Annotated in this window: 12 protein-coding genes; 10 read left to right on the forward strand and 2 right to left on the reverse strand. The window is 60.5% G+C overall.

The annotated features are described in order from the left end of the window. Window positions 1-46 precede the first annotated feature (46 nt). Window positions 47-3184, forward strand: coding sequence for a [protein-PII] uridylyltransferase family protein (locus FYK55_RS07820; protein WP_150075805.1), 3138 nt, complete (start codon window positions 47-49; stop codon window positions 3182-3184). 157 nt (window positions 3185-3341) lie between these two features. Next, entirely contained in the window at window positions 3342-5075 is a 1734-nt protein-coding gene (gene araD / locus FYK55_RS07825; protein WP_150075806.1) for an L-arabinonate dehydratase, read from the forward strand. 27 nt (window positions 5076-5102) lie between these two features. On the opposite strand, the gene FYK55_RS07830 is transcribed toward araD, so the two are convergent. Beyond that, the gene (locus FYK55_RS07830) at window positions 5103-5669 is read right to left on the reverse strand and encodes a rhomboid family intramembrane serine protease (RefSeq protein ID WP_150075807.1); all 567 of its coding nucleotides are present in this window, start codon (window positions 5667-5669) and stop codon (window positions 5103-5105) included. A gap of 222 nt (window positions 5670-5891) precedes the next feature. On the opposite strand from FYK55_RS07830, the gene FYK55_RS07835 reads away from it, so the two are divergent. The 5 genes from FYK55_RS07835 (at window position 5892) to FYK55_RS07855 (ending at window position 17934) form a co-directional block, all read left to right on the forward strand. Continuing rightward, window positions 5892-6866 carry an MDR/zinc-dependent alcohol dehydrogenase-like family protein gene (locus FYK55_RS07835; protein ID WP_150075808.1) on the forward strand — a complete coding sequence of 325 codons (975 nt, stop codon included), beginning with the start codon at window positions 5892-5894 and terminating at the stop codon, window positions 6864-6866. Window positions 6867-7003: 137 nt separating this feature from the next. After that, window positions 7004-8722 carry an arylsulfatase gene (locus tag FYK55_RS07840; RefSeq protein ID WP_235908504.1) on the forward strand — a complete coding sequence of 573 codons (1719 nt, stop codon included), beginning with the start codon at window positions 7004-7006 and terminating at the stop codon, window positions 8720-8722. A 246-nt stretch (window positions 8723-8968) separates the two neighbouring features. Beyond that, window positions 8969-12445, forward strand: a complete 3477-nt coding sequence (locus FYK55_RS07845; RefSeq protein ID WP_150075810.1) for an amidohydrolase family protein — start codon at window positions 8969-8971, stop codon at window positions 12443-12445. A gap of 362 nt (window positions 12446-12807) precedes the next feature. After that, the gene (gene amt / locus FYK55_RS07850) at window positions 12808-16623 is read left to right on the forward strand and encodes an ammonium transporter (RefSeq protein WP_161604369.1); all 3816 of its coding nucleotides are present in this window, start codon (window positions 12808-12810) and stop codon (window positions 16621-16623) included. A 54-nt stretch (window positions 16624-16677) separates the two neighbouring features. Continuing rightward, complete coding sequence (locus FYK55_RS07855) at window positions 16678-17934, forward strand: HD domain-containing phosphohydrolase (RefSeq protein WP_150075812.1); 1257 nt, start codon at window positions 16678-16680, stop codon at window positions 17932-17934. 150 nt (window positions 17935-18084) lie between these two features. Here the strand turns inward: FYK55_RS07855 and FYK55_RS07860 are convergent, their stop codons facing one another. Next, entirely contained in the window at window positions 18085-20316 is a 2232-nt protein-coding gene (locus FYK55_RS07860; protein WP_150075813.1) for an FdhF/YdeP family oxidoreductase, read from the reverse strand. 275 nt (window positions 20317-20591) lie between these two features. Between FYK55_RS07860 and FYK55_RS07865 the strand changes: the two genes are divergently transcribed. The 3 genes from FYK55_RS07865 to FYK55_RS07880 all read left to right on the forward strand — a co-directional run bounded on the left by FYK55_RS07865 (window position 20592) and on the right by FYK55_RS07880 (window position 23815). Continuing rightward, window positions 20592-21248: a hypothetical protein gene (locus tag FYK55_RS07865; RefSeq protein WP_150075814.1), complete on the forward strand. Its 657-nt coding sequence runs from the start codon at window positions 20592-20594 to the stop codon at window positions 21246-21248. A 335-nt stretch (window positions 21249-21583) separates the two neighbouring features. Then, entirely contained in the window at window positions 21584-23440 is a 1857-nt protein-coding gene (gene glmS, locus FYK55_RS07875; RefSeq protein WP_150075816.1) for a glutamine--fructose-6-phosphate transaminase (isomerizing), read from the forward strand. 171 nt (window positions 23441-23611) lie between these two features. After that, a complete protein-coding gene (locus tag FYK55_RS07880; RefSeq protein WP_150075817.1) occupies window positions 23612-23815 on the forward strand; it encodes a hypothetical protein in 204 nt (67 codons plus the stop codon). Window positions 23816-24083: the final 268 nt, after the last annotated feature.

Here is a 24083-nt window from a genome sequence, read left to right on the forward strand (position 1 = left end):
CCGGTTCGGCGGCTGTTCCCGTTTCCTTTGAAAGACTGATAATTCCGTGCAGCCGCCGTCTTCTTCGAGTCCTCAGACGCCATCCGCCGACTCCACCACCAGCGACAACGGGTCGTTCGACTGGATCGATCCCCAACGCTTCGATCATTGGCCGACCGCGGAGAATCACCTCCGTTCGATTTGGAACTGCGGCGCCCCCGCGGATCTGCTGGCCATGCTGCGAGACCGCTTGCAGCAACACTTCCACGACATGGACGATCTGGATTCGACCGTGGCGAATTTGGATCGCTTCATCGCGGCCAGTCGCTCGCCGACGTCGCTGTTGGCCCTGTTCGAACGCGACGAGGCCGCATTGCCGGCCTTGTTGCAGGTGTTTGCCACCAGCCAAACGTTGGCCAACCGCTTGATCGCCGATCCGGAAAGCTTTGACCTGATGCGGGCCAGCGACGGCCAACCCGCCGAGCGCAAGTTTCTCGTTGACGAGTTGGTGACCGAATTGGGTCAGCTGGAAAGTCCCAGCAGGGCGGCGCTGGCGATCCGCAAGTTTGTCAGCCGGGAAGTGATCCGGATCGCCTACGGCGAATTCGTCCGCGACCTCAGTCCCGACAGCGTCGGTCGCCAATTGGCGTTCGTCGCCGACGCCGTGCTCGAAGCCGCAATCCAGTTCGTCACGCGGCGGCTGGCAAAACAGGTCGGGATCCCTCGCCGAATCGATGACCGGCCGGTCCAAATGACCGTGATCGGTTTGGGACATCTCGGTGGAAAAGAAATGGGATATGGCAATCCGTTGGAGTTGCTGTTCCTGTACGACGCGATTGAAGAGAAGAACCAGGCGCATCGAGACTTTGTGGACCAATTCGCCCGGGATGTGATCCAGCTGGTAGGATCCGACGACGGAGCCGCCCTGTCGTTCGCCGTCGATACCTCCTTTCGTCCGCTGGGCCACGACGTGCTGATCGGCAGCAGCGACTTGACCGCCAAACGTCTGGAGTCCGAGGGACGGACCTGGCAGCGCGTGGCACTGACCAAGGCACGCGTGGTTGCCGGATCGCCAAGCCTGGGAAAACAATTTCTCTCCCGGCTGCAACCGTGGATCTTTCGCCGGTTCATGAGCCGGCAAGACTTCGCCGATATTCGTTCCCTGCGCCGCAAACTGAAACGACGCTTCGAATCGGAACAGACCGACGGCGACGATGTCAGCGTCGCCCCCGGTGGTCGGGACGACATCGAGCTGATGATCCAGTTCCTGCAGTTATTGCATGGGGGCGACAGCAAGTCTGTCCGCGTCGGCAGCACGACCGAGGCGATCGACGCGCTGGAACGCGAAAAATGCCTGACGCACCAGGAAGCAAGCGTGCTGGCCAAGGGCTACGGCCGGCTGTGCCGACTGCAGCACCAGTTGTCGGTGATGTTCGGCCGCTACACGAGCTGTCTGCCGCATGACGACCTGATGCGCCGTCGCCTGGCGTGGCAATTGGGCGTGAGAAGCCCCAACGGCGTCGGCGGCGATCTGGATCGATTTCAATCGCAGCTGCGGGACACCTTTGCGCTCAATCGGAAAGTGTTGAACCACCTGATGGTCGACGCGCCCCAGGCCGATGATGCGGATCAGCCGGAGGACTTCGCCGTCGAAACCGAATTGGTGCTGGACCCGTCACCCGATCCTGAACTGGTGCGGCAGGTGTTATCGCGGCATTCGCTCAGCGACCCGATGCGAGCGATGGATGACCTGACGTCGCTGGCGACCGAATCGGTACGATTCCTGTCCCAACGTCGGTGTCGTCACTTCTTTGCATCCATCGCCCCCGACCTGCTGTCCGAGATCGCCAAGACGCCGGCCCCCGACCGGACGCTACGGACGATGTCCGAAGTCGCCGATTCGATCGGCGGCAAAGCCAGCTTGTGGGAGTTGCTCGGAACCAACCGCGCGACCATGCAACTGATGATTCGGCTTTGCGCCGCGACGCCGTACCTGAGCGACATCTTGATCGAAATGCCGGGCATGATCGACGAATTGATCGATTCCCTGCTCATGGACCGGCTGCCATCGGCCGAGCGTCTGGACGCCCAATCGATCGACCTGTGTCGACGGGCCGCCGACATCGACATGGTCTTGCACGGATTCAAGAACAGCGCCCATTTGATGATCGGCGTCCGCGACATGCTGGGGAAGGAACCGGTCGAAGCGACACATCGCTCGCTGTCCGACACCGCCGAGGCCTGTGTCCGTCGGGTTGCCGAGTACGAACAGGAACGTTTGGCGGTCCGCTTCGGCGATCCGGTTGATGAACACGGCCAGCCGGCCGAACTGGTCGCGTTGGCCTTGGGAAAGTTCGGCGGACGCGAACCGAATTATCACAGCGACCTGGACGTGGTGTTCCTGTACACCGGCGATGGCCAAACCCAACGACGCGTCGGCGGCCCGCGCAAGACGATCACCAACGCACAGTTCTTCAATCAATTGACCGCCGCGATCGTCAGCCGCATCAACCACTCCAGCGATTACGGTCGCCTGTACGAATTGGACGGTCGGTTGCGCCCCACCGGCGAGGAAGGCGTCCTGGCGGTTTCCCTGGATCAATTCATGCAGCGGTTTCAGCGGGGCTTGGCGCCGCTGTGGCAACGGCTGGCGCTTTGCAAAGCGCGAGTGATCACCGGATCGCGGCATGTCCGACGCCGGGCAAACACCGCCTTGGTGGACACGCTGCGAATGTCCAAATGGCACGGCGCGATGGCCGGTGAAATCCGTGACTTGCGGATGCGAATGCAGGAGACCGCGGGAGACGAAAACCTGAAGCGTGGTCCCGGTGGCACGGTCGACGTGGAACTGATTGCCCAAATGCTGACGCTGAGAAACATTGCGGAATGTCCCGACATTCTGGCCAGTGGCACGATCGAATCGTTGGGAAAGCTGGCTGATGCGGAACGGTTGTCTCACGAGCACGCCGCCAAGCTGATCAACAACTACCGAACACTCCGCGGTGTGGAGGCAAACCTCCGGCTGATGAACACGCCGGCGCGTCACGAATTGCCGGACGACGAAGCGATGATGCGCGACCTGGCGTTTTTGATGCAGGAACCCGATCCGCAAATGATCGAAGCGCTCGTCCGCCAGGCTCGCATGATCAATCGCCACATCTTCAACGAAATCTTTGACTCCCAGACGTCGGATCTGCCGACCTGACCGACGGAAGCACGTCTCCACGCCGAACCCGCCCGAAGCGATTCCCGAGCGCCGAACGGATGGCCGGGAAGCAGCCCCGCGTCGCAACCGGTACGCTGTGCGTCTCGCGGCCCCCTCGCTTGACCCCCATCCACCGTTCCTTCCGGAAAGTTCTTTCGTGACTCCTGACTTCCCCAAAGACCCCGCCCAGCTTCGTTCCGCCCGCTGGTTTGCTCCCGACGACATGCGATCCTTCGGTCACCGCTCGCGGTTGAAGGGGATGGGCTTTGACGACGTGGATTACCAGGACCGGCCGGTGGTCGCGATCCTGAACACGTGGAGCGAAATGAACACCTGCCATTCGCACTTTCGCGATCGGGCGTCCGAGGTCCGCCGCGGAATCCTGCAGGCAGGCGGATTCCCGGTGGAGGTTCCGGTGATGTCGCTGGGCGAGATGATGATGAAGCCCACGACCATGCTGTATCGCAACCTGCTGGCGATGGAGGTCGAGGAAGTTTTGCGCTGCCACCCGATCGACGCGGCGGTGTTGATGGGCGGATGCGACAAGACCGTCCCGGCGATGCTGATGGGGGCGATCAGCGCCGACATCCCATCGATTTTTTTTCCCGCCGGCCCGATGCTGAAGGGACGCTGGAAAAACGAAACGCTGGGCAGCGGTAGCGACGTCTGGAAGTACTGGGATGAACGTGTCGCCGGAAACCTTTGCGACCGCGACTGGAACTGCATCGAAAACTGTATCGCCCGATCGGCCGGCACCTGCATGACCATGGGGACCGCCAGCACGATGGCATGCGTGACCGAAGCGATGGGCATGTCGCTGGGCGGTGCCGCTTGCACTCCAGCGGTTTTTGCCGATCACAGCCGCCTGGCCACCCGCACCGGTCGCCTGGCGGTGGAAATGGCTTGGCGAAACCTGAAACCGTCGGACGTGCTGTCGCCGGCTTCCATTGAGAACGGCGTCAAAACCTCGCTGGCCATCGGCGGCAGCACCAACGCCATCGTGCACCTGATTGCGATCGCGGGTCGGCTGGGAATGGAACTGACCCTGCAACGGTTTGACGAGATTTCGCGTTCGACTCCGGTGCTGGCAGACATCCGCCCCGGCGGTCGCTTCTTGATGGAAGACTTTTACAACGCCGGTGGGCTCCCCGCGCTGCTGTCACGACTGACCGACCTGATCGATACCGACTGCCGCACGGTGTCCGGGATCACGCTGGGCGAACAGATTCGGGACGCCGAAGTGATCGACAACGAAGTCATCCGCACGCGTGAGAATCCGGTGTCGGAGGCTGGAGGGACTTGTCTGTTGACCGGCAATCTGGCCCCCAACGGCTGTGTGATCAAGTCCATTGCGGCCGATCCGAAGTTACTGGTCCACCGTGGACCGGCGGTGGTCTTTGACAATTACCCGGAAATGAAACAACAGCTGCACGCCCCCGAGTTGGATGTCACCGCGGACAGCGTCTTGATCCTTCGCAACGCCGGACCGCTCGGTGCCCCGGGCTTTCCCGAATGGGGCATGTTGCCCATCCCGAAAAAGTTGCTGCAGTCGGGAATCCGCGACATGGTTCGCATCAGTGACGCCAGGATGAGCGGGACCAGCTACGGAACGTGCGTATTGCACATCGCGCCCGAGAGCGCCGCCGGCGGCCCCCTGGCGCATGTCCACACCGGGGACATGATTGAAATCGATGTCCCGAATCGACGGATCCACTGGGACGTCTCCGATGACGAAATCCGAAAGCGACGGGACGCCAAACCGGTCACCAAACCCGTTCCCGAACGTGGCTATGGACGGTTGTATGCCAAGCACGTCACCCAGGCTGACCAGGGTTGCGACTTTGACTTTCTGGTCGGGCGGTCCCCCGGGCAGGAGCCTGGCATTCACTAGCGCCACGCGGCCAACGACGCGTCGACATCAACCGCGATCACCGCGTGAGAACGGCTGGCGTCCCTCACCGGCCAGATACGCCGTGGCCGCCCCGCCAATCAGCCCGCAAAGATGTCCGTCCCAGCTGATCGGGGCCCCCGAGCTGGGCAAAATGCCTGACAGTAACGTTCCGCCGAACAGGATCCCCACCGCAATCGCCACCGCGATGGGGATGGGACTTCGGCGGACCAATCCGCCGACAAGAAAAAAACCGACCAGCCCAAAAACCAATCCGCTGGCCCCGACGTGGTTGGCGTTTCGCCCGAACAACCACAGCAGCGCCGCGCCGACCAGGTACATCACGACCAGCAGCATCCACGGCGATCGGCGACTCGCGACCAGCAATGCCAACAGAATCACCAACGACACGGAGTTGCTGAACAGGTGACTGAAGTCGGCGTGCAGGAACGGCATGAACAGGATGCCGGCCAAGCCATCCCATGTTCGCGGTTGCAACCCATAGTCCGTCAACCGGTACGGGATCGTCGCGTCGACGATGCGCACCAACCACATCGCCAGCAGCAACACGCCGATCCAGTAGAATTCCTTTCGCATCCGACTTTGTGATGGTCCATGCAGTTGCCGCCACGATCTTGCGCGACCTAGCGTGGCTTGGCTGGTTTGGGCTTAGCTGGCAGGGGGTTGGCTAGTATGGGCTTGGCTGGCAAGAGCTTGCCAATTCCGATCGCGGTCGACCTATCCTATCACGCCGTCGGACGGACGGCCGGACCGTTCGCGTGTGATACTCCACCGATTTCTTGCAATCCGACGACAACCATGCACGCCATCACGCTCGATGCGGGAACCCTCCGTTTTCGCGATGATTATCCCCTGCCAACGCCAGGCGAGCAGGAATCACTGGTGCGCGTGATCCAAGCGGGCGTGTGCGAGACAGACCTGCAATTGGCACGTGGCTACATGGGCTTCAGCGGCGTCCCGGGGCATGAGTTCGTGGGCATCGCGGAGACCGGCGGTCACGCTGGTCGGCGAGTCGTCGGGGAGATTAATTGCAGTTGCGGTCAATGCGCCACCTGCCAGGCCGGACGTCCCACCCATTGCCCCCACCGAACCGTCGTTGGGATCGATCGCCACGACGGAGCCTTTGCACAGTGGCTTGCCATTCCGGAATCCAACTTGCACGCGGTTCCCGAATCGGTCAGCGACGACCAGGCGGTCTTCGTCGAACCCCTTGCGGCCGCCTTTCAGATCACCGATCAGGTTGACATCACCAAGTCGGATCGTGTGGCCGTGATCGGCGACGGACGCCTCGGGTTCCTCTCCGCACAGGTTCTGTCACTCCACAGCGAACACGTGACGGTGTTCGGAAAACATCAACACAAACTCGCACGCTTCGCCGACAAGGGCCAATCCGTCGCCACAGTCGCGGCGCCGGACCCGGCAGATCTGCCACACCATGCGTTTGATGTGGTTGTCGATTGCACCGGATCGACGACCGGATTGGGCATGGCGGTACAGCTGGTCCGACCTCGCGGGACGGTGGTGCTGAAAACGACCGTCGCCGGAACGCATGAACTGTCATTGGCGGCGATCGTGATCGACGAAATCAACTTGGTCGGATCGCGTTGCGGCCCGTTTGACAAGGCCATGGATGCCCTGCAGACCGGCGTCATCGATGTCGACGGATTGATCACGAATCGCTTCCGGCTCGATCAGGTGGAGCAAGCGTTCCACTCGGCGACCCAACCGAATTCGTTCAAGGTCGTGTTTGACATCGGCTCCGATCCCCAATAGGCAGCTGGAACCAACCGATTTCCGAGTCCGGAAACGAACGGGGCGGGGCGTCCCCCGCGCCGGCCATGGATTATTCTGACGCATCCGCGTCGGCGACTCCCCCGTTTCTCGACACTTCCCCGTTTCCCGACCAATCGATGACCTGTGATCTTATGAAATTCCGTCTGCTCGCGGCGTTGCTGTTCCTGGCTTCCTCCGCAGCCGCGCTCGCCGCGGATCCTCCCCCGAACATCATTTACATCATGTCCGACGACATGGGGTTTTCGGACATTGGCTGCTATGGCAGCGAGATCAACACGCCGAATCTGGATGCCTTGGCCGCCGACGGCCTTCGCTACACGCAGTTCTACAACACGGCCCGATGCTGCCCCACGCGAGCGAGCCTGATCAGCGGGCTGTACCCGCACCAGGCCGGCGTGGGACACATGATGAACGACCGCGGCTACGACGGTTATCGCGGCGACCTGAACCGGAACTGCGTGACGATTGCCGAAGCGCTCAAATCGGCCGGGTATCGCGCTTACATGTCTGGAAAATGGCACGTCACCAAGGCCACCCAACCGAAGTCCGAAGCCGACAAACACAACTGGCCGCTGCAACGCGGATTCGATCGCTTCTACGGGACCATTCACGGTGCGGGAAGCTTCTACGACCCGAACACGTTGACGCGGGACAACCAGTACATCTCACCCCACGCCGATCCGGAATACGGCCCCGATCAATGGCCCGGTGAAACGTATTACTACACCGACGCGATTTCGGATCACGCCGTCCGTTTCATCAAAGAACACCACGAACAAACTGCCGATGCACCGTTCTTCATGTACGTCGCCTACACGGCGGCGCACTGGCCGATGCACGCCCTGGAAAAAGACATCCAACGCTATGCCGGAAAGTACGATGCGGGATACGACGCCATCCGGCAGGCACGCTACGAGAAACTCATTTCGCTTGGTCTGATTGACGCGGACGCGACCACGCTATTCCCAATTGATCCCGCAGCCAAGGAACGCGAGTTTTGGGAATGGGACAAGCGGAACATGGAAGTGTACGCCGCCATGATCGACAACATGGACCAGGGGATTGGGCGAATCGTTCAATCGCTTCGCGAAACCGGGCAACTGGATTCAACTTTGTTGTGCTTCTTCCAGGACAACGGCGGATGCGCCGAGCAGTATGGGCGCCGTGGCAAAGCGGCTCCACGAAACTCTGAACCAACGATGCCGCCGATGGCCGACAGTGACCTGCAGCCACGCATGGAACCGCAGCAGACGAGGGATGGGTACCCCGTTCGCACGGGCAGAGGAGTCATGGCGGGCCCACCCGACACCTACATCGCTTACGGGAAAGCTTGGGCAACCGTCTCCAACACGCCATTCCGCGAGTACAAACACTTCACACACGAGGGCGGGATCTCAACGCCGCTGATCGTGCATTGGCCTGACCAGGTGAAACGTGCCGGAAAATTGGAGCAGACTCCCGCCCACTTGATCGACCTGATGGCCACTGCGGTGGACGTCTCCGGTGCGGAGTACCCGAAAACCTCTCATGACGGCCAACCGATCAAACCCATGGAAGGCGTCAGCCTGGCTCCAACGTTTTCGGGAAAAGCGATCGATCGCGAGGCTATTTTCTGGGAGCACGAAGGGAATCGAGCGGTTCGCAATGGAGACTACAAGCTGGTGGCCAAAGGGGCGAAGGGCTCGTGGGAGCTGTACAACATTGCCCAAGATCGCAGCGAACAGACCGACTTGGCGGAGGAGCACCCGGAAGTGGTCGAAAAGCTGGCCAAGCAATGGGAAGCCTACGCACGTCGGGCAAACGTTCTGCCGTTGAATCCGAAACGTGGCAAGTGATCCGAGCCCAATGCGTGTCATTGGCAACGCCCCACACCCATTCAAAAGTGCGAGAAGAATTCACCCTCCCGCCGGGAGGGTGAATTCAGAAAAGCACGTTTTTACCGGCTCGGAAAACTGCACGACCTCCGGCAAAGTGATTTCTGGCGGGCTCCGTCTGCTGGACGCGCCACGGGTGTCCCGCCAACATGCAAGCTAGACTTCGTCTCCGTCCTTTCATTGACCGCGATCTCCAACAATTGATTCATGGCCGCCAAAATCTTGATCCGAGTCTTGCTGCTACCCGTCGCATTGCACGCGTGCCTGGTCGCCTGGCCGGACCGTCCAGCCGAAGGCGCCTCGCCAGACGCGACTTCAGAAGCCACCTCGTCGACCGAAGCCGACTCCAACCCGGCCGAAGACAAAGCCGGGCAGAACAAGTCGGACAAGGACTGGGACGTGGACTCGCCGCCCGGCCCCAATCGTCGCCAGCCGATCGATTGTGACACCGGCACTTGGATGAACCTGGACGTGAGCCCCGACGGTCAGTCGATCACGTTTGACCTGCTTGGCGACGTCTACGTGATGCCGATCACGGGGGCCGACGGGACCGAGGCGACCGGTGGTCAATTCCCAAAGAACTTAACCGATTCCGTTGCCTGGGACATGCAGCCCCGGTTCAGTCCTGACGGGAACTGGATCGCCCTGACAAGCGATCGAACGGGTCGCGGCGGAAAGGGCGGCGACAACGTTTGGATCATGGCCCGTGACGGGTCCAAACCGCAGCAGGTCACCAGCGAAACGTTTCGTCTACTTTGCAGCCCGACCTGGTCACCCGACGGACAATACCTTGTCGCGCGGAAGCACTTCACCAGCCGCCGGTCGCTGGGCGCTGGCGAAATGTGGATGTATCACCGGGACGCGATTCACAGCGGTGCCACCGCCGGGGTCCAACTGACCAAGCGCCCCAACGATCAGAAGGACGTCAATGAGCCCGTCTTCTCACCCGACGGACGCTACCTGTATTACAGCCAAGACGTCACGCCGGGAGACACCTTTGAGTACAACAAGGACTCGCACAAAGGGATCTATGCGATCAAGCGTTTGGACCTGCAGGAAGGTTCAACCGAGACGCTGATCCGCGGACCCGGCGGGGCCTGCCGACCGGCTCCCTCGCCGGACGGAAAAACCTTGGCGTTCGTCCGCCGTGTCGGTGCCAAAACCGGGCTGCATCTGTTCGATTTGCAGTCGGGCGCCATCCGATTGGTTTACGACGATCTGGAACGTGACATGCAAGAAGCATGGGCGATTCACGGGGTGTACACGGGATACGACTGGACTCCTGATGGCCAGGGCATTGTCGTCTGGGCCAAGGGAAAGATCCGTCGCATCGATGTCGCCGACGGAACGATGCAAGTCATCCCGTTTCGAATCAAAGAACAGCGGACGGTGCAACCGGCGGTGCGTCACCAGATCCCGGTGGCGAAAGATCGGTTCGACGTCAAGATGCTACGCGACGTCAGCGTGTCGCCAAGCGGCGATCAGGTTGTCTACCAGGCGCTCGGCCATCTTTATTTGCGTGCTCTTCCCGATGGGGAACCGGTGCGGCTGACCGACCAGCAGACTCACTTCGAATTCTCGCCCAGTTTTTCACGCGACGGTCGCTACATCGTTTACACGACCTGGAACGATCAATCGTTGGGGACGATTCGGGTGGCGTCGAGCGATCCCGCCGCAAGCGAGAACTGGATCGTCAGCGAACAGCCCGGGCATTTCCTGAACCCGGTGTTCACGCCCGACGGCAGCCAAATCGTGTACGAGAAACGCGGCGGCGGCCGAATCCGGTCCCCGCTTTGGTCCCGTCAGCAGGGCATCTACGTCGCGCCGACCCGCGGCGGTCCGCCACGCTTGGTCACCGAGGACGGCGTCAACCCACAGTTTGGAAGTTCCGGCGACCGTTTATTTCTGACGCGACGCAATCAGGAAAAAGACGCCGATAATGTCACGCTGTGCTCGGTGGATCTCCAGGGCCATGACGTGCGCACCCACTACCGCAGCGACTGGGCAACGGACTTTCGTGTTTCTCCGGACGGCCAATCGGTCGCCTTGATCGAACGTTATCACGTATTCCTGGCTCCCTTCGTGCAGTCGCCGAGCCCGATCCAAGTCGGCCCGGATGGCAAGGGTGTTCCCACGGCCAAGGTCAGCGACCAGGCCGGTGATTTCATCCATTTTTCCGGCGATGGAAAAACACTGCATTGGAGCTTGGGTCCGGAACTGTTCAGCGTCGACGTGTCCCGGGAAATGACCGCATTGATGCGGGGCGATGAGAGCGATTCCCAAGACGCGGCTGGCGAAAAGTCCGAACCGACGGCGGACTCAACCGACCAGCCACAATCCGTCGCGATTGGTTTTTCCCATCCCCACGCCAAACCGGAAGGATCGGTCGCGTTGATCGGAGGACGGGTGCTGACCATGGGTTCGCAAGGCGTGCTGGAAAATGCCACCGTTTTGATCCGTGGAAACCGGATCGAGGCGGTTGGCCCCGCCGATCAGATTCAAATTCCCGATTCGGCCACGCGGATCGAATTGAAAGGGCAAATCGTGCTGCCCGGATTCATCGACACACACGCCCACGGCGCGCAGGCGACTCACGGAATCACTCCACAGCACAACTGGCTGGACTACGCTCGGCTGGCCTTCGGGGTGACCACGATCCACGACCCCAGCAACGACACCCACAGCATTTTCGCGGCCAGCGAAATGACGAAAGCAGGACTGATCAACGCGCCCCGCACTTTCTCAACCGGAACGATTTTGTACGGAGCGACCGGGGCCGCAAAGGCGGAAATCGACAGCTTGTCCGATGCCGAATTTCATTTGCGTCGGATGAAGGCCGTTGGAGCCTTCACCGTCAAGAGCTACAATCAGCCGCGGCGTGACCAGCGTCAGCAAGTGCTCACCGCGGCGCGGAAGCTGAACATGATGGTCGTCCCCGAAGGCGGATCCACGTTCATGCACAACATGTCCATGATCGTCGACGGGCATACCGGAATCGAACACACGTTACCGGTTCAAACCGCATACGACGACGTCATGGATTTGTGGCGAGACACGGGCGTCGGCTACACACCGACGCTGAACGTTGCCTACGGTGGACTCTCGGGCGAGCAGTACTGGTACCAGATTGATGACCTGTGGTTGCACACCCGGCTGCAAACTTTCATTCCCCCCGACGTGCTCAACCCGCGAGCCCGGCGGCGCGAGAAGTCTCCCCTGGAAGACTACAACCACATCCGGGTTGCCGAAATCGCTCGCCAGGTCGTCGAACAAGGCGGTCTGGTCCAAGCCGGTGGTCACGGACAGTTGCCCGGCATCTGCACGCACTGGGAAATGTGGAGTTTCGTCCAGGGCGGCATGACGCCGATGCAAGCCCTGCAGTGTGGCACGATCAACGGAGCCAAGTACCTCGGCCTGGACGGAGACCTTGGATCACTTGAGGCCGGTAAATTGGCCGACGTGATCGTGTTGCGTTCCGGCGCCGACCCGAGCAAGAACATTCGCGATAGCGAGAAAGTGCAATACGTCATCGCCAACGGCCAAGTGTTCGAGGCGGATCGCATGAATCGCTTCGGCGATGCCGCGCCCCGGCCGCCATTCTTCTGGGATCAGGCAGGCGGCATTTCGTCCACCGTTCCCGCCGATGACGCATTCGGTTGCAGTTGCCATCGCGGCCGCCAGTGACCGTCACGCCGGTTAGACGAACTTTGCCAAATGAGCGGACGATGCGGCCGGTGGACGGCTTGACGCCGCTTCCACCGGATCGGATTCCCGCCAAAAACCTCTTCGTTGATCGCGCGCGTTCTACCGCGTCCTAGATTTCGCGTAACGGGTGGGGCAGGATCGCCGTCGGGATTCGAGAAATTGCCTGCGTGGTAACGCGTCTCCGACGAGATCAACTGCGCGCTCACGGCGCTTTGCCAATCACTTGCGCGCCGACTGGCAGGCAACGGCGGAGCAGTGAAACATCCGATCGATACACCGTTCTGCGGCGTCGTTGACGTCCGGCGCGGTCGTGAATGAGTTGTACACGACGGGTGTTTTCAATGCTTGATAATCCGCTCGACCTGACTTGGGTCCTGGTTGCCTCGGCACTGGTGATGCTGATGCAAGCCGGCTTCTGCTTGTTAGAAAGCGGGCTGGTTCGCAGCAAGAACAGTATCAACGTTGCGATGAAGAACATCGCGGACTTCTGCGTGTCCGCGGCGGCGTTTTGGCTGCTGGGGTTCGGGCTGATGTTTGGCACCAGCCACAGCGGTCTGTACGGGACAGACCACTTTTTCTGCGACTCCGAAGCGACCACCAAGACGTTGGCGTTCCTGGTGTTTCAGTCCGTGTTTTGCAGCACGGCAGCCACGATCGTCTCGGGTGCGGTGGCGGAACGGATGCGGTTCGTGTCCTACCTGACTCTGACCGCTCTGATCGCCGGGCTGCTGTATCCGCTTTTCGGCCATTGGGCTTGGGGCGGCGCTCTGGTTGGAAACCAACCCGGGTACCTCGCGGCGCGGGGATTCATCGACTTTGCCGGTTCGACCGTCGTTCATTCACTCGGCGGCTGGGCCGCCCTGGCAGCGGTCATCGTGTTGGGGCCACGTCTGGGCCGGTTCGGCACCAAGCATCGCCCAATCCACGGGCACTCCCTGCCCATGGCGGCGGTCGGAACACTGGTTTTGTGGTTCGGCTGGTTCGGATTCAATGGCGGCAGCACGCTGGTGGTTAGCGACGCATTGCCGTCCATCTTGCTCAACACAAACTTGGGCGCCGTGTTCGGTGGTCTTGCCGCAATGTGTGTTTCATCGTGCGTCGAGCGGCGTCCGGTCGTCGACCACTCGCTCAACGGAATCATCGCCGGCCTGGTCAGCGTGACCGCTGGCTGCCACCTGTTCTCGCCGGCCGCGTCCGCCCTGTGCGGCGCCGTCGGCGGCGCGGTTTGTACCGCCAGCACCTACGCGATGGTCCGAATGCGGATCGATGATGCGATCGGTGCCGTCCCGGCCCATGCCGCCGCAGGCTCCTGGGGCACCGTCGCGGTGGCACTGTTATCCGCCCCGTCGCAGTGGACCACGGGCCTTTCCAGGTGGCAGCAACTGGGGATTCAAATCGAAGGCATTGCGACCTGTTTCGCCTGGGCCTTTACCGGCAGCGCCCTGGTGTGCTTCGCCCTCGCGCGTTTGGGCCTGCTGCGTGTTTCGAAACGCGCCGAGATCCTGGGCCTGAACATCGCCGAACACCAGGCGACAACAGAATTGTCCGACTTAAACAAAGAAATGAACCTGCACCGACGTTCGGGTGTGTTTCACCGACGTGTTTCTCCCCAGCGGTTCGTGGAATTGGGTGCGATTGCGCGGCAGTACAACCGGGTCCTCCAACGCGTCACCGTGGAGATCACCAAGCACACGAAAACCGCGGACCGCCTGGCGGAGGCCGAGGCGAGATTTCGCAGCATGTTTGAAAACGCCAGGGAAGGGATCTTTCAGCTTTCACCGCAGGGCAGGGTGCTGTTGGTCAATCGGTCGTTCGCCGAGATCACCGGCTACGAATCGCCCCAACAAGTGGCATCCCAGGTCGACGATGCCGCAGTCGATGTGTTCGAGGATCCGCGGGCCTGGCAAACGTTCACACACCTTCTGCAGACGAACGGGAAGGTGGCGGGCTTTGAAGCCGAGTTTCGACGCGCGGACCAGAAACACATTTGGGTCTCGATCAACGCACGTCGTGTCGATTCCGCATCGGATCCCTATTTTGAAGGATCAATCGTTGACATCACCGACCGTCGCAACAATGAGATCCTGCAGGTCGAAAAGCGGCGTCTGGCCAGATTGAACGAACGCCTGTCGATTGAAATCAAAGAACGTCGCGAAGCCGAGCTGAAATCGCGACAGAACGAACAGAAGTTCCGGGCGCTGTTCGAATCCACCCGAGACGCGATTTTGATCCTCCGCAACGACTCAATTGTCGATTGCAATCGTGCGGCCGGTCGGCTGTTCAAGCTCACCAACCGAAGTTCATTCCTGGGGCGCAGTTTGGTCGACCTGTCGCCGCCGAAACAACCTTCCGGGGCAAGTTCGTCCGGTCTGTTGAAGCAGTACGCGGCTCAGGCGATCCGGAAGGGAAGCCAAGCCTTCGATTGGGAATGCCAGAAATCGGATGATGGCACCTTTCCATGCGAAGTCGTCTTGAGCGTCGCCGAGATCGAAGGAGAAACGATGATCCAAGCGACGATCCACGACCTGACCGATCGCCAGCGATACGTCCAAGAACTGACCTTTGCCAAAGACCAGGCGCAGCTGGCAAACCGCAGCAAGAGCGAGTTCTTAGCGAACATCTCCCACGAGATTCGAACGCCGCTGAACGGGATCCTCGGATTCGCCGAAGTCCTTCGCCGTGGTGCCGGGGAGCCCGGTCGGGAGCAGGAGTACCTGGACACGATCCACTCCAGCGGTCAGCACCTGCTGACTCTGATCAACGACATTCTGGATTTGACGAAGATTGAAGCCGGGCGAATGGAGATCGAACAAACGGTCTGTTCTCCACACGCCATCATCTGCGAGGTGATTTCGATTCTGCGCGTGATCGCGTTGGAGAAGGGCCTCTCGCTGGAGAGCGTCTGGGAAACCGAAGTGCCGGAGACGATCACCACCGATCCGGCCCGCTTGCGACAATTGATCATGAACCTGGTTGGCAATGCCATCAAGTTCACCGAGCAGGGCTGCGTCAAAGTCCGCGCTTCGGTCAAACTCTGCGGCGAAGAATCACGGTTCATCATTGAAGTCAGTGATACCGGAATCGGGATCGATCCGTCGAACCTGGAACGGATCTTCTCGCCCTTTGATCAAGCCGACAATTCAATCACTCGTCGTTTCGGGGGAACCGGACTGGGGCTGGCGATCAGTCGAGCCATCGCCCAGGAGCTCGGTGGCGACATCCAGGTCACCAGCGTCCCGGACGTTGGCAGCACGTTCCGAATAGAGGTCGCGGCGGGATCGTTGAAAGGCGTTGCGATGCTCAGCTGCGAGCAGGCCGAGGCGGTCCGTTCCAATTCACTTTCCCGACGACAGAATCTGGGCGAGAGCCGGGCGTCACTGGAAGGTGCCAGCATCCTGGTGTGCGACGACGGAGAGACCAATCGTCAATTGATCGGATTGGTGCTGTCGGAGGACGGCGCGCGTGTCACGTCCTGCAGCCACGGGAAAGAAGCGGTCGAGTTGCTTCGCGACACGCCAACCGAATTTGACTTGGTGCTGATGGACATGCAGATGCCGGTGATGGACGGGTACACTGCCACCGCGATGCTGCGAAAAGAAGGTTGGGACCGGCCCGTGATCGCGCTGACCGCGCATGCGATGCGCGGCGATGAAGAGAAATGCATCAACGCCGGTTGCACGGCTTATCTGCGCAAACCCATCGACATCGATGAACTGTTGGATTCCGTCGCCGCACAGCTATCCACCGTGTCACGGCCGAAGACAACTCGGTCGCCCGGTGAATCGAATTCCGGGCCGGAATCGATTTCCGCAACGGCCAGCCACCTCCCCGCGGACGGAATCCGATCCACGCTGCCAATGGATCGCCCGGAATTCCGCCGAATCGTGACCCGCTTTCATGAAAAGCTATCTGATCGCGTGATCGACATGCGGCAATCGATTCAACAGGGTGACCACGGCGAGTTGGCCGCCCAGGCTCATTGGCTGAAAGGTTCTGGCGGGACGATGGGATTCGGCTGTTTGACAGAATCCGCCGAGCGTCTGGAGTCCTTTGCCAAAGCCGAAGATGGGCGGGGTGCTCTGAAAGCACTTGAAGAAATCGAAGGGCTGCTGCGACGCATGGATGTTCCCGATCCGGACGATGATCTCCCCGCGTGAATGCCGACGTGACTCCCGCTACCGTGCGAAATTCCTTTTGAACCCGACCGTCCAATGCATGCTTCCGCTCCGACGACGCCCACCGGCACGCCCCACGCCGCAGCCCCGCTGAATCTGGGAACTGCCCCAGAGCAACGCCGACGGCCCGCGTCCGCTCAAGCACCTCACGGCGATCACGCCACCGCCCGGCAACTGAATCCGCATCACGTGCGGATTCTGATGATCGACGACGAAGAATTGAACTTGGAAGTCATTCGAGAGTTACTGTGCCTGGAGGGCTACCAAAACTTTCAGCTTTCCACCGACCCGGTGCAAGCGTTGCAGCAATTGGAAGAAGAAGTCTACGACTTGATCCTTCTGGACATTCAGATGCCGGTCATGAACGGGCTGGAAGTGCTCCGCAGCATTCGCTCGAACCCGAGATTGTCCACGCTGCCGATCATCATCCTGACAGCCAACTCGGACGATGACACCAAACTGGCGGCGTTGGACCTGGGAGCCACCGATTTTTTGCGTAAACCGGTCCATCGCGGCGAACTGGCCGCCCGAATCCGCAACGTGCTGACGGTGAAGGCGCACCAGGACTACCTGGAAGACCATTCATCGATGCTCGAGCAGGCCGTCCGTCAGCGAACCCGCCAGTTAGAGGAAACTCGCCTGGAAGTCATTCACTGCTTGGCCCGCGCGGCAGAGTTTCGTGACGACGACACGGGCAATCATGTTCGACGCGTGGGCCGGTACGCGCGTTTGATTGGTCAGCAATTGGGGCTGGAAACCGAGTATCTGGATACGCTGGAGCTTGCCGCCCAGTTGCATGACATTGGCAAGATCGGGATCCCCGATGACATCTTGCTGAAACCCGGACGATTGACTGACGAGCAGTTTGAATTCATGCAGCGGCACAGCGCATTCGGAAAGAAAATCGTCACTCCGATGTCCAGCCACGAGTCCCAACTCGTTCGCGGCCACGTTCAAATCGGCGGAAAGATTCTGGGATCGGTTCAGTCGCCGTTTTTGCAGATGGCCTGCCGGATCGCACTGACGCATCACGAGAAATGGGACGGCAGCGGTTACCCACTGGGATTGGCCGGCACCGACATTCCCTTGGAAGGACGCATCACCGCCGTCGCCGATGTCTTTGACGCGCTCTCCTGCAAACGCCCCTACAAACCGGCGTTTCCGTTGGAAAAATGCTTTTCCATCCTGCGAGACGGACGAGGATCCCATTTCGACCCGGACTGCATCGACGCCTTCTTCGACATCACCGATCGCATCATCGAAACGCAAATCGAATTCGCCGACGAAGCCTGACTGAACAGCTGCAATTTCAATCAAAAACACTGCGACGTGCAGTGCGATGAGCGGCGAAGCGTTCCCCGCCGCTGGATGTGAAAACACCCGCGGCAAGCGCCACGCGGCTCACGCAATGGGCGCAGTCCAGCCGGCGCGAAAACGGCTGCTTCAGTTGGCGATCACTTCGACCACCACGCCCTTGAACGCCGGCGTCTTGCTCTGCGGATCGGCGTGCCGCGCGACCAGCACGTTGGATTCGGGATAATACATCAGTGCGTTGCCGCGACGAATCGACTCAAAACCGCGTGCCAGGATCCCGGGCATCTCTCCGGTTTCACTTCGGACGGTCACCCGTTGATCATGCCGCAATCCCATCGCCTTCAAGTCGTCCGGATGCATCAAGATGACATCCCGACGGTCCTGGTTTCGGTACAGATCCTCTTCCTCATAAACGACCGTGTTGAACTGGCCTTCGCTGCGCACGGTCATCAGCCTTAACTGATGGGTCGCGGTACCTTTCAACTCCGGTAGCCGGTGGCAGTGCAGGGCACCGCGCCGGTCGGGCGTTGCGAATTGGGGATCATGAAATGTCCGGCCGCCGATCTGAAATTCCTGCTTGGTTTGGTCGATGGTGGCAATCTGGTCGTAGCCGGGAACGACCGCGCCGATCCAGCGACGGATCGTTGACGTCTTTGCAAGCTCCTCCCAGTCAACGCCCTCGACGTCGGGAAGCAGTTGTTTTCCGATGGAGGAAATCACCGAGACCTCGCTCCGCGGCCCGGGCAATCGCGCCGGCCCTCCATCGCTCATCCGAACGTAGTTGAACATGGATTCCTGGGTCGTGGGCTCCGGTTCCTCGTCTCGTGCCAGAACCGGCAGGATGATGGTTTCCTGCGCCAGACCATGGACATGCCCGGTGTTCATCGTCGTGCTGATCATCACGTTCATCTCCAGCCGTGACAGGGCATCGGCGGCGTAGACGGAATCGGGGTTGGATCCGTACAGGTTTCCGCCCAGACACACGCCAACCTTCATCTGTCCCGCCGCGGCGGATTCGATGCACGCGAGCGTGTCTTGGCCCGGCGTTTCGGGCAAGTGAATGTTGAACGAATCACGCAGCGCATCAAAGATTTGTTGTTTCAGCTTGGGTGTCACGCCCACCGAACCGATGCCCTGGACGTTGCTGTGACCGCGAATCGGCATCAACCCACACCCCGGGCGGCCGACCATCCCGCGTGCGAAGGCCAGGTTGGCGATCGCCTGCACGTTTTCGACGCCGTGGGCATGGTGCGTGATCCCCATGGTCCAGGAGAACACACAACGTTTGGAGTGGGCGTAGAGCTCCGCGATCTGCTCGATCTCGCTTTTTGCCACGCCCGATTTGGTTTCAATCTCATGCCAGCCCAGCGCATCCAACTGTTCCAACCATTGATCGGTTCCGCTGGTGTGTTGCTGCAGGAAGTCGGCGTCCAAGGCATCCAATTGTTTGGTCGCTTTGGCCAGCCCCCACAACAAAGCGAGGTCGCCACCGATGTGCGGTTGGACGTAGTGGGTGGCGATCTTGGTGCCGACCAGGAGCGAAAGGGGATCGCTGGGAATGCGGAACTTCACCAATCCGGTTTCGCGAACCGGATTGATCACAACCACCTTGCCGCCGGCGCGTCGGACGCGCATCAGGCTGGTCATCAAGCGTGGGTGATTGCTGGCCGGGTTGCCACCGATCAAGAACACCGTGTCCGCCTTTTCCAAGTCCTCCAACACGATGGTCGCCGTGCCGCTACCGACGCTGCTCTGAAGTCCAACCCCGCTCGCTTGATGGCAATAGTAGCTGCAGTTGTTGACGTTGTTGGTGCCATACAGGCGAGCAAGTAGCTGCAACAAGAAACCGGCTTCATTGCTGCTGCGTCCGCTGAAATACCAAAACGTCTGGTCCGGTTCGGTCGCCGACAGCTTGTCGACGATGCTTTCCAAAGCCTGCTTCCACGTGATGACTTCGAAATGATTCTCGCCCTGGCGGATACGGATCGGGTGAATCAGACGGCCCAACGACTCCAATTGCCGCGGCGAGAGACGCTGCAGGTCCGCCAGCGAATTCTCTTTCCAGAACGTCGGCTGGATTCCCGGTTGCATGTCGGCGACCATCGCCTGCAAGCTCTTCTTGCACAGCTCAAAGGAATGCCCCAGTTCGTTCACCATGCCTCCCTTCTGCCCGCCCATGCCGACAGCGCAGGTTTTGCATGCGTTCCGGGTTTTCATGGCGCGAAACAGCTTCCAAATGCCCCCCGCCTCGCGTCCTTTTTTCAACGTGTACGCGATCGCCCGAAATCCGCCGCCGCTTCCAACTTTCACTGTTCCAATCCTCGCCCTGATCGCCGCCGTGGAATGAGAGTCTGCTGCCATCGCCATTGCCGACCGATGGTAACACGCCGGAGCACCGCCAGGAGTTCCAGCCGCGACATCCGCGAGACGAACGACCGAGCATTGAGGGGCCGGTGACTCCACCCAGTCTGTCGTGTTCTCTCCTGGGAGTCGGCGAGACATCGCAATCCGCAAAGCTTACCAAAACGTGTTCAAACAAACGTGTGGCAAATTCCTTCGATTTGCCGTCTTCACCACGCCGAAGCTTTCCCTGGATCCTTCTTTTCCTTTTGTTGTCGCACGACCGCGAGGCCGACATGCCACTTCGCAAGCTCTGGAATTCGATCTGCGGAAGCTCCACCAAACCCTCCGCCGATCCGAAATCCGTTGCCGCGACGAGCGCTCCGTCGACCGCTGAATCTGCGGGCACCGTCTCGGCGGGCACAGTCGCCGCGGAACCGCCCAAGGTCCTGAAACGATCACGCGGTATCACCCTCACGCGTGAAGCAAAGAAAATCTGCCGGCTGATTCCGTCGTCAACGGTCGGCTCTGTGCTGGAAGTTTCGGTGGGTGACGGAAGCCGCGCGGCCGCGATCCTGCAGTCGCTTCGGAAAGCCCAACCCGAGACCACGGTCCGCTACATCGCCGTGGACCTGTTTGAACTGGGCGGGAACCCGCTTAGCCTGCGCGAGTTCCATCGCCAACTGCGCGAGCAGCACGCGCAAGCCCAATTGGTTCCGATGCCCACCCCGGCGGGGCTGCAAAGGGTGGCCCACACGTTCGGCTCCGTCGACTTGATCCTGTGGGGGGCCCAGCGGGCGCCCGGGAATGAGGAGCTACGGGTCCTGGCCCGGCTTTGCAAACCGGAGACGACTTGCCTTTCGATCGGTCCCGACGGTTGGTTGAAGGTCTCTCAGGTGAACCAGCTGGGTGCGTCGCTGCCGCAAGACGAAGCACCGGCTCGCGCGGCGTAGACTTCGGCGCATTGCGGCAGAGGTTCGGATTGCGATCCAACCCAGGCGGCCGTTAGGCTCTATCAGCGCAGCAGGAGGAGGGTGAAACAGGCGGCATCACCGCCATCTGGCGAGGGCATCACCGCCATCTGGCGAGGGCAGCCACGCCAGACCCCGCGGCAAATCGAGCGCCATTGTCCCGCAGGGTTTTTCAGGTTCGCCGACACATCACAATCGGCAAAAAGGGAACGAACCGATAAAATCTTGGGGTCGGCGTCCCCCCAGTCGTGAGCTAGGTTTGTCTGGGCCATCACAGCGTCCTGATTTTCTCTCCACCTTCCCAATGTCGTGACATCATGTGCGGAATCGTCGGTTACGTCGGAACCGGTAACGCGGGTCATTTTCTTCTCAACGGCCTTCGTCGGCTGGAGTATCGCGGCTACGACAGCGCCGGCATTGCCATCCTGTCCGCTGGCGAACTGCACCTGACGCGTTCGGTCGGTCGCATTGAGGCCTTGGCTCAGCGGTTGGGAAGTGACGCCGCCGACGGCCCCACCGGGATCGGGCACACCCGCTGGGCCACCCACGGTCCGGCGACCGAAATCAACGCGCACCCACACGTCGGGGGCGACGGCGAAGTGATCCTGGTCCACAACGGGGTGATCGAGAACTTCCAGATCCTGAAAGACGAGCTGATCGGAAAGGGTTATGACTTCAAATCCGCGACCGACAGCGAGGTCGTGGCTCATTTGATCGCCGAGGGTCTCAAGGTCACCCCCGAAACTCCCGAGTCGCCGAACTTGCGTTTTGTCCAGGCCGTCCAGTGGGCAATCGCCCAATTGCGAGGCACGTATGGTCTGGTCGTTTCCTTCCGCGAGCGTCCGCAGATGTTGATCGCCGCCCGCTTCGGCAGCCCACTAGTTTTGGGTGTCGGCCACGGGGAATTCTTTGTCGCCAGCGATGCGTCACCACTGGCCGGTTGCACCGACCGAATTGTCTACATGGCCGATCATCAATTGGCGGTCCTGACGCCGGAAGGCTTCTCGGTGTTGCACCGGGACCAGGGGAAAGTCAACGTGCAGATCCAACCGTTGGAAGCTGCTGATGACGAAGTCAGCCTGCAAGGGTTTGACCATTACATGCTGAAGGAAATCTACGAACAGCCCGAAGCCTTGCGCAATGCGATGCGAGGACGGCTGGACGAGGAAAATGCGACCGCCGTCTTCGGCGGGTTGAACCTGACACCGCAGCAACTTCGAAGCGTCGAGCGAATCATCCTGACCGGTTGCGGAACCAGTTGGCACTCGGCCCTCGTCGGTGAATACCTGATCGAGGAACTGGCACGCATTCCGGTCAGCGTCGAATATGCCAGCGAACTGCGTTATCGAAATCCGCCGATTGAGAACAACACGTTGGTGTTCGGAATCACACAAAGCGGTGAAACCGCGGACACGCTGGCGGCACTGCGGGAAACGAAGCGAAAAGGACACCGCACCCTCGCAATCTGCAATGTGGTGGGCAGCTCCATCGCACAAGCGGCCGATGGTGGCGTGTACCTGCACGCGGGACCAGAAATTGGAGTGGCCAGTACCAAGGCCTACACGTCGCAGTGCTGCATCTTGACGATGCTGGCCTTGTACTTTGGCCGGCTTCGGCACCTGAGTTACGAGGGCGGACAACGGATCATCCAAGAACTTTATGGGATCCCCGGCGCGGTCCAGGAAGCACTCAACTGCAACGAACGGGTCAAAGAAGTTGCCAACAAGTACCAGGACGCGACCAACGTGCTCTACCTGGGACGTCAGTACAACTTCCCGACGGCATTGGAGGGAGCATTGAAGCTGAAAGAAATCAGCTACATCCATGCCGAGGGCTATCCGGCCGCGGAAATGAAACACGGCCCCATCGCTCTGGTCGATACCAAGACCCCCAGCGTGTTCATCGTGCCCCAGGGTTCAACCTACGACAAAGTCATGGCCAACATGGAAGAGGTCAAAGCTCGGGGAGGCCCCATCATCGCCGTGGCGACCAAGGAAGACCCGATGGTCGACGCCGTCGCCGATGACGTGATTCGGATCCCAGATGTCCCCTCCATTTTGCAGCCCATCGTGTCGGTCGTTCCGCTGCAATTGCTGTCGTACCACTTTGCCTTGCTGCGAGGTTGTGACGTGGATAAGCCGCGAAATCTGGCAAAAAGCGTGACAGTGGAGTAACATACCCCCCCGTGCATTTTCACCGAGTTTTTTGGTGAGTTTTTCGTGCAAAACGAGAATCATTGACTAAATGTTGTCGAATAGTCAGAGAGAACCGGTTCGCTGAGTTCGTCTGACCACCCGGCGTCGTTTCAGTCCGGCACCTGCAAACTCAAGACGAGAGAAACCAAAATGACAAGCAACGGCCTGACATACAATTCTCGCAAAGCCTTGATGAACAATATTGGGGAAGCGGCTGGGACGGAAATCGCCAACCTGATCGCCGAAATGGCCGCGGAAATCGAAGAATTGCGACGTTCCAAGGTCAGCGTCACGCGGATCGTGCCTCCCAACCCGTCCGCCGCGCAGCTCCCGCCGCACAAAGACGCTATCTGATCCGACGCTATCTGGTCTGACGCCATCTGGTCTGATGCGTCCGCGGGCGAGCCTGTGGTTTGTCCGCAATCCCATTCCCCGCTGAACTTCCGACCGGTTCTGCACCGCCGTCTCGGTACGCCCCAAGCACGGCCACTCTTTCTTGCTCGCCTGGTAGAGCTTACCCGGGCCGCGGACTTGCCCCCGCAAAAGCATGGCGGTTGAAGCACCGGGCCCTGTCTGAAAACTCGCAAACCCGGGTAGCGACCTTCCCGGAGGCAGGGCGAAA

It is taken from the genome of Roseiconus nitratireducens (assembly GCF_008629675.1).
Taxonomy (GTDB): domain Bacteria; phylum Planctomycetota; class Planctomycetia; order Pirellulales; family Pirellulaceae; genus Stieleria; species Stieleria nitratireducens.

Coding starts and splice junctions, on each gene's coding strand:
- FYK55_RS07830 (WP_150075807.1), bottom strand. CDS start 5,669: ATGCGAAAGGAATTCTACTGGATCGGCGTGTTGCTGCTGGCGATGTGG.
- FYK55_RS07835 (WP_150075808.1), top strand. CDS start 5,892: ATGCACGCCATCACGCTCGATGCGGGAACCCTCCGTTTTCGCGATGAT.
- FYK55_RS07840 (WP_235908504.1), top strand. CDS start 7,004: ATGACCTGTGATCTTATGAAATTCCGTCTGCTCGCGGCGTTGCTGTTC.
- FYK55_RS07845 (WP_150075810.1), top strand. CDS start 8,969: ATGGCCGCCAAAATCTTGATCCGAGTCTTGCTGCTACCCGTCGCATTG.
- amt (WP_161604369.1), top strand. CDS start 12,808: ATGCTTGATAATCCGCTCGACCTGACTTGGGTCCTGGTTGCCTCGGCA.
- FYK55_RS07855 (WP_150075812.1), top strand. CDS start 16,678: ATGCATGCTTCCGCTCCGACGACGCCCACCGGCACGCCCCACGCCGCA.
- FYK55_RS07860 (WP_150075813.1), bottom strand. CDS start 20,316: ATGGCAGCAGACTCTCATTCCACGGCGGCGATCAGGGCGAGGATTGGA.
- FYK55_RS07865 (WP_150075814.1), top strand. CDS start 20,592: ATGCCACTTCGCAAGCTCTGGAATTCGATCTGCGGAAGCTCCACCAAA.
- glmS (WP_150075816.1), top strand. CDS start 21,584: ATGTGCGGAATCGTCGGTTACGTCGGAACCGGTAACGCGGGTCATTTT.
- FYK55_RS07880 (WP_150075817.1), top strand. CDS start 23,612: ATGACAAGCAACGGCCTGACATACAATTCTCGCAAAGCCTTGATGAAC.